Origin of the sequence: Pseudomonas sp. FH1, from assembly GCF_000510895.2 — a bacterium.
In the GTDB taxonomy this organism is placed as follows: domain Bacteria; phylum Pseudomonadota; class Gammaproteobacteria; order Pseudomonadales; family Pseudomonadaceae; genus Aquipseudomonas; species Aquipseudomonas azotoformans_A.
Window position 1 is genome coordinate 1 of sequence record NZ_AOHM01000066.1, and the last position, 7,206, is coordinate 7,206.

A 7,206-nucleotide genomic window follows, 5' to 3' on the forward strand; every position below is an offset into this window, starting at 1 on the left:
CGTTACGCAGCGAGCCTGGAGAGTGTCTAGGAAACCCGGGGCGATTCACTGCCTCTAAATGTTCGTGTCAAACTATGATGTGAGCAGCCGGGCACTATATTTGAAGCTCAGCCCATCTGTGTCAATCTATGTTGCTGTAGCCTTCACCCAAAATCATCCTACAGACCCCGGTTTACGGGAGGGGTTGTGTCAAACTATGTTGTTGGTAACCAATGACCATCAGTCCTGTAATCCCGGTGTTTGAGTGTCCACGTGATATCGCCTTGAAGGGGTCGTCTTAGAAAACGGAAAATAAAGCACGTTAAGCTGGCTGCAGCGGCCGTAGCGGCCTGAACTTGCCCGCGCCGATCTTGGCGTTGCTGCGCCAGAGGTAATCGCCAGTCAGGTTGATGTGCTCCCAACCCAGCGGCGACAGATACTGCAATAGAGAGTCATCAACGGGCTTGCCGTGTCCACGCAGGGCATTCGCGGCCCGTTCCAGATAAACCGTGTTCCACAGCACGATGGCTGCCGTCACCAGGTTGAGGCCACTGGCCCGGTAGCGCTGCTGCTCGAAGCTGCGGTCGCGGATTTCGCCCAGCCGGTTGAAGAACACGGCGCGGGCCAGCGCGTTGCGGGCTTCGCCCTTGTTCAGCCCAGCGTGCACGCGACGGCGCAGCTCCACGCTTTGCAACCAATCCAGGATGAACAGCGTGCGCTCGATACGCCCCAGCTCGCGCAGGGCCACGGCCAGGCCGTTCTGGCGCGGATAGCTGCCGAGCTTGCGCAGCATCAGCGAAGCCGTCACGGTGCCCTGCTTGATCGACGTGGCCAGCCGTAGAATTTCATCCCAATGGGCGCGAATAGCCTTGATGTTCAGTCTGTCGCTGCTAATCATCGGCTTGAGCGCGTCGTAGACAGTGTCGCCCTTGGGGATGAACAGCTTGGTGTCGCCCAGGTCGCGGATGCGCGGCGCAAAGCGGAAGCCCAGCAGGTGCATCAGGCCAAATACATGATCGGTGAATCCTGCCGTATCGGTGTAGTGCTCCTCGATGCGCAGGTCGGACTCGTGGTACAGCAAGCCGTCGAGCACATAGGTCGAGTCGCGCACGCCGACATTGACCACTTTGGTGTGGAATGGCGCGTACTGGTCGGAGATGTGGGTGTAGAAAGTCCGCCCAGGACTGCTGCCGTATTTCGGGTTGATGTGGCCAGTGCTCTCGGCCTTGCTGCCGGTTCGGAAATTCTGGCCGTCCGACGATGACGTGGTGCCGTCGCCCCAGTGCTCGGCGAAGGGATGCCGGAACTGCGCGTTGACCAGTTCGGCCAGCGCCGTCGAATAGGTTTCGTCGCGGGTATGCCAGGCTTGGAGCCAGGCGAGCTTGGCGTAGGTCGTTCCGGGGCAGGACTCCGCCATCTTGGTCAGGCCCAGGTTGATCGCGTCGGCCAGGATCGTGGTCAGCAGCAGGTTCTTGTCCTTGGCCAGGTCGCCCGATTTCAGGTGCGCGAAGTGCCGGGTGAAGCCTGTCCATTCGTCTACCTCCAGCAGCAGTTCGGTGATCTTGACGTGCGGCAGGATCATTGCTGTCTGGTCGATCAGCGCCTGCGCGGTGTCGGGCACCGCCGCATCGAGCGGCGTGATCTTCAGGCCCGACTCCGTGATGATGGCGTCCGGCAGCTCGTTGGCCAGCGCCATGCGGTTGACGGTGGCGAGCTGCGTTTCCAGCAGCGTCAGCCGGTCATGCAGGTACTGGTCGCAATCGGTGGCCACGGCCAGCGGCAATTCGCTGGCCTGCTTGAGGCTGGCGAATTTCGCGGGCGGCACCAAATAGTCCTCGAAGTCCTTGAACTGGCGCGAGCCTTGTACCCAAATGTCGCCGGAACGCAGCGCGTTCTTCATCTCCGACAGGGCACACAGTTCGTAGTAACGCCGGTCAATGCCGGTGTCGGTCATGACCAGTTTCTGCCAGCGCGGCTTGATGAAGTCGGTCGGCGCGTCCGCAGGCACCTTGCGGGCATTGTCGCTGTTCATGCCGCGCAGTACCTCGATGGCGTCGAGCACGTCCTTGGCGGCGGGCGCGGCCCGCAGCTTGAGCACGTCGAGGAATTCCGGCGCGTAGCGGCGCAGCGTGGCGTAGCTCTCGCCGATGCGGTGCAGGAAATCGAAATCCTCGGGCTGTGCGAGTTTCTGCGCCTCGGTGACGCTCTCGGCAAAGGCATCCCAGGACATGACGGCCTCGATGGCAGCGAACGGATCGCGGCCAGCTTGCTTGGCCTCGATCAGCGCCTGGCCGATGCGGCCGAACAGCCGCACCTTGGCGTTGATCGCCTTGCCGGACGCCTGGAACTGCTGCTGATGCTTGTTCTTGGCGGCGTTGAACAGCTTGCCCAGGATGCGGTCGTGCAGGTCAATGATTTCGTCGGTGACGGTGGCCATACCCTCGATGGCAAGCGCGACCAGGGTCGCGTAGCGGCGCGGCGCCTCGAACTTGGCCAGGTCGGCGGGCGTCATCTGGCCGCCCTCGCGGGCAATCTTGAGCAGCCGGTTCTGGTGAACCGACCGCTCGATGCCGGAAGGCAGGTCGAGCGCCTGCCACGCCTTGAGGCGTTCGATGTGTTCCAGCATGTGCCGCGAGTTCGGTTTGACGGGCGACTGGCGCAGCCAGGCCAGCCAGGTCGTTTTGCCGTTGTCCCGGCGCTTGAGCAGATCGTCGAGGCGGCGGCGATGCGCGTCCGATAGCGGTTCGGCCAGGGCATCGTAGATGCGCCGGTTGGCGCGGGTAATCGCTTCGGCGGTCGCTCGTTCGACGGCGTTGATGGCAGGCAGAATGACCGACTGCCGCCGCAGATGATCGACCAAGGCGCTGGCCAGCACGACGCCCTTGTCGGTTTGCATGGCCAGCTCGGTCAGCCACTGGACGGCCTGCCGGTAGTGGCTCATCGTGAAGGGCTGGAAGCCGAACACCGTTTGCAGTTCGACCAGGTGCTCGCGCCGGGTCTGTTCCCGCTGGCCATACTCGCCCCAGCGTTCGACGCCAACCTTGAGCTGGTCAGCGACCAGTTTCAGCAAAGGCGGAAACGGCGGCTCATCGACGCCAAGGATGACACCGGGAAAGCGCAGGTAGCAGAGCTGCACGGCGAAGCCCAGGCGGTTGGCCGGGCCGCGCCGCTGCCGAATGATGGACAGGTCGGTGTCGCTAAACGTGTACTGACGAATCAGTTCTTCCTTGGTATCTGGCAATGCCAGCAGGCTGTCACGCTCGGCAATGGACAGGATAGAACGGCGTGGCATGACAAGGCTTCCCTGAGTGCTTTTGATCACCTGATCCGAGCGTAAGGCCTGCAACTAATAACCCATGAGCAATCATGGGTTATTTTTGGCTGAGTGCTGCTACCGAAAGCCCGGACGCGACGAAGGTCAGTCCGGCGCCGACATTCAGGCCGTTGACAACTTTTGGCTTGCGCTGCAGCCAGGTCGACAGGCGCGTTGCAAAAATTCCCATGAGCGCAAAGCCCAGGGCGGTCAACGCGGCGAACCAGGTGCCGTAGACCAGCATCTGCACAGTGACCGAGCCCAATGATGGGTTGACGAACTGTGGAATGAACGCAAGCACAAACAGTCCCGGCTTAGGGTTAAGCGCCGCAGACAGGAAGCCGGTGAGGAAGATGCTTTTGAGCGATTGCCGTGCCGCCGGTTTGAAGTTGATCAGGCTGCGCGAACGCAAGACCTTGATACCCAGCCACACCAGGTAGCTGGCGCCGATCACTTTTACGACCCAGAAGGCCACGGCGGATGTCTGCATCAATAGGGTCAGGCCCAACGAGGCGGTGGCTACGTGAAACAGAATCCCGGTGCCCGACGCAACCCCCGAAATGGCCGCCGCCATGCGCCCCTGGCTCAGGCCCCTGGCGATGGCCAGCAGGTTGTCCGGCCCGGGGGAAAGCACCAGCAACAGGCAGGCGGCGGTATAGGTCAGCCAGATGTCCAGAGGGAACATAACGAGATTCCTTTCGTCAACGGTTCAAGGCAGCCATCGTGTTCCAACTGGAGGTCCAAGATCAAGATTAATCCAGATGCCTATGCGCTAGCGCTTTAGAACGCGGTCTTCACTTGCAGGCCCAGCATCAGTGCATGGTCGATTCCCAGCCCGGAAAGCGCCCCCAGCTTGATGATGTATCGGGGCAAAGGGGCAGCCAGGAGATGGTCTGGTAGCCGTAACGCAACGCTGTTGATGCTGGTCGCCAGGGCGTTGCCGGCAAGCCGGCTCCTACAGGTCAGTGGGTGCTTTCAGTGGTTCGCACCTGAATAACACGCTTTGGCTGGCACGCAGTTGCTCGACACAATTGAACGGCTGCAAGCCCTGGATGCCTCGCTTGAGGTCACGTACCCGACGGGCGATGTAAAAGCTGCGGTCAACGGGCAAGGTAGCCAAGTCCTCGACCCGGCGTGCCTGCCCCTGCGTATAGAACTCCCCCGAGTACGAGCGCCGGCCCCAGTAAAAGAGGGTTCCGGGACGCTCTGCCTGCAACTGCTGCCAGGCCCTGGCGAGCTCACGTTGGTTATTCGGCCGGTCAAAGGCGCGGCCGTCGATGGCAGCGATCAGCAGCCATACCGGCAGCAGCAGCGCGAGGATCAACCCAATGATGGTTTTGCCGGTTTGCCAGGGCACAGCCTTGAGTGCGCCAGCCAGCAGCAGGCTCCAGGCCGGCAGCGATGGCAGCAGGTAAGTCCACAGGATATTGCCGGAGAACGTGAAAAATACCGGCGTAGCCAGGGCCCACAGGGCGATAAAACCATAGTAGCGACCCGACAGGGCCGAGCGGCGCAGGGCGAAGTACACCGCTGGCAACAGCAGCGTCCAGGGAAAAAGCGCGAGCATCAGGTCCATCCAGATGGCGCCCGTGGGCCGGGCATGGGCGCTGCCGTACAAGTCTCCGGCCCATTTGCTGACCACATAACGCTTCCAGTGCTCGCCGATCAGGAAGTAATCGAGAAACCCCGGCGTGCGCTGTTCAGCAATCACGTACCAAGGCACGGCAATCACCAGCATCAACGCAAGGCCCAGCAGCCAGGGCAAGTGCAAAAAGGCACGCCATTGTCGGTAGTAAAGCGTCCAGATCACAGCTGGAGCCCCCACCAGCACCAGCACCAACGGCCCCTTTGCCAGCAACCCGAGGCCCAGGCCGGCAAATCCTGCCAGTGCCCAACGGCGGTCGCCCCGTGTCATGCCGCACCAGAAGCCATAGCTGGCCAGCAGTACCGAGAAACTCAATGCCGGGTCGGTCAACACCACACCTGCTGACAACAGGCCGAGGGTTGAGCTGGAAAAGATAATTGCCGCCAATACCGCCGTTTTTTCATCGGCCTGCTCACGGGCAAACCGGATGATGATCAGGCAACTGGCGACATGCAGCAGCCACGCCGGAAAGCGAATGGCGAATTCATTGATACCCAGCAACTTCATGCCCAGCGCCTGGGTCCAGAACGACAGTGGCGGCTTGCCCCAAAAAGGTACGTCCAGCTCGAACAGCGGGGTTACCCAGTTGCCGAGTACCAGCATCTTGCGGGCCATTTCCGCGTAGCGGGCTTCCGAGGTGTCCATCAGCGGGTACAGCCCCAGGCTTGCCAGGCGCAGGGCCAAAATGGCGATCAATACCAGCCATAGCGTACGGGTCGTTATCATCAGTGGTTTTCTTGTTCGCGAGGGTGTATCGGGCAGGGGTGCTCCGGCCGTTCAGGGGCTTCGCCGAGCAGGTTGTCGAGTAGATAGATGGGACGCTGCCTGACTTCGCTCAACGTTGCCCCGAGGTATTCGCCGATCATTGCTATGCCCACGGTAATGAACGCAGCAATGCCCATGATCACGTGATGGGCATTGGCGGTGTTTACGCTCATCTGCTGGATGATGAGCACCATGGTGGCGATGAAAATCATCAGGCTGAGCAGGCTGAACCAGCGCAACGGCTTGCGCGACAGCGCCAATACGCCTTCGATACCGAGGTCGATCAGCGCCAGCGGCCCCCATTTGCTGAGACCGGCGCTACGCGGCTCACGGTCATAGGGCAACTCGATGGTATTGAACCCCAGCCAACTGATCAGGCCCTTCATGAAACGCGTCCGTTCCGGCATACCGCGCAGCGCTGCCAGGGGCGCCGGGCCAATCAGGCGGAAGTCGCTGACGTCTGCGGGAACATCAAACTTGTCGGCCAAAAAGTTCATCAGTTTGTAATAGAGGTGGGCACTGATACGTTTGCTTGAGGTATCAGACAGGCGACTGCGGCGCTGCATATTGACGATATCGCTACCGGTCAACCAATGATGAACCATGAGTGGAATAAGTTCGGGCGGGTCTTGCAAGTCGGCATCAATAAATAACAACGCATCCCCGACCGCATAATCAATACCGGCGACCATGGCGGCTTCCTTGCCAAAGTTACGGCTCAGGTTCAAACAACGAACGCCAGGCGTCTGGCAATAACCATCCAGTAGCGCCAGTGTTTCATCGCGGCTGCCGTCGTTGACATACACTACTTCGTAGCGAATGCTGAGTGTCTTAAGTACAGCCATTAGCCGCTTATGAAAAAAAGGCAGTACCTTGGCTTCGTTATAACAACAGACAATCACACTGAGCATCGGACGTGGGGAGCGCTCAGCTCTTGATCGATTCATGGCGAAAGCTCCAGTACTGGTTGATTTGGTAAGTGATCAACGTCAGGGCACAGGTGGTGATCACCTGCATCAGCCATAGGCGCTGGGGCCAGTGCTCCAGCAGGGTCGCCATCAGGGCCAGGTTTGTACCGTTGTAGACCAAGGCCGTGATGCTGAAGCGCAGCCATTGATAAGTGTCGGATGGGCGAGCCTTTGTAAACGTCCAGCGCTTGTTGCCCTGATAACTAACAACAGTCCCGACTATTGCTCCCAGTAACGTCGCAATGAGTGCGGGCAGAACCAGAGACAATAACAAAAGTGTTATGTAATGAGCGCCAGTGGCAAATATTCCAACGATCAGATAGTAAGGCAAGGTTGTAGAGGGTGGCGATATCATTGAGAGAACTGCATGTGTTCAAGAGGCTGTATGGTGTTGACTTTAACTACTCATGGGAGCCGGCGTGTGAAAAAAATGTTTAAGAGCGTCGATATTACCAAATTGTAATTTTGGTGTTGGGTAGTTGTAAGGGCAATGTCATCAACCTAAGGATGGTCTGAAGTAGGCCGCTATTTTTCGA

General features: G+C 59.7%; 5 protein-coding genes. All 5 read right to left on the reverse strand.

From position 1 onward, the window contains the following. Nucleotides 1-301: 301 nt before the first annotated feature. Nucleotides 302-3,271 carry a Tn3 family transposase gene (locus tag H096_RS21125; protein WP_019334889.1) on the reverse strand — a complete coding sequence of 990 codons (2,970 nt, stop codon included), beginning with the start codon at nucleotides 3,269-3,271 and terminating at the stop codon, nucleotides 302-304. 79 nt (nucleotides 3,272-3,350) lie between these two features. Continuing rightward, nucleotides 3,351-3,977 carry a LysE family translocator gene (locus H096_RS21130; RefSeq protein WP_019334890.1) on the reverse strand — a complete coding sequence of 209 codons (627 nt, stop codon included), beginning with the start codon at nucleotides 3,975-3,977 and terminating at the stop codon, nucleotides 3,351-3,353. Between the two features lie 270 nt (nucleotides 3,978-4,247). Next, complete coding sequence (locus H096_RS21135) at nucleotides 4,248-5,663, reverse strand: glycosyltransferase family 39 protein (RefSeq protein ID WP_019334892.1); 1,416 nt, start codon at nucleotides 5,661-5,663, stop codon at nucleotides 4,248-4,250. After that, entirely contained in the window at nucleotides 5,663-6,613 is a 951-nt protein-coding gene (locus H096_RS21140; RefSeq protein WP_019334893.1) for a glycosyltransferase family 2 protein, read from the reverse strand. Before H096_RS21140 ends, H096_RS21135 begins: the two co-directional genes overlap by 1 nt. Nucleotides 6,614-6,629: 16 nt before the next feature. Beyond that, on the reverse strand, nucleotides 6,630-7,025 hold the full coding sequence (locus H096_RS33435) for a GtrA family protein (protein ID WP_080034397.1): 396 nt from the start codon (nucleotides 7,023-7,025) through the stop codon (nucleotides 6,630-6,632). Nucleotides 7,026-7,206 lie beyond the last annotated feature (181 nt).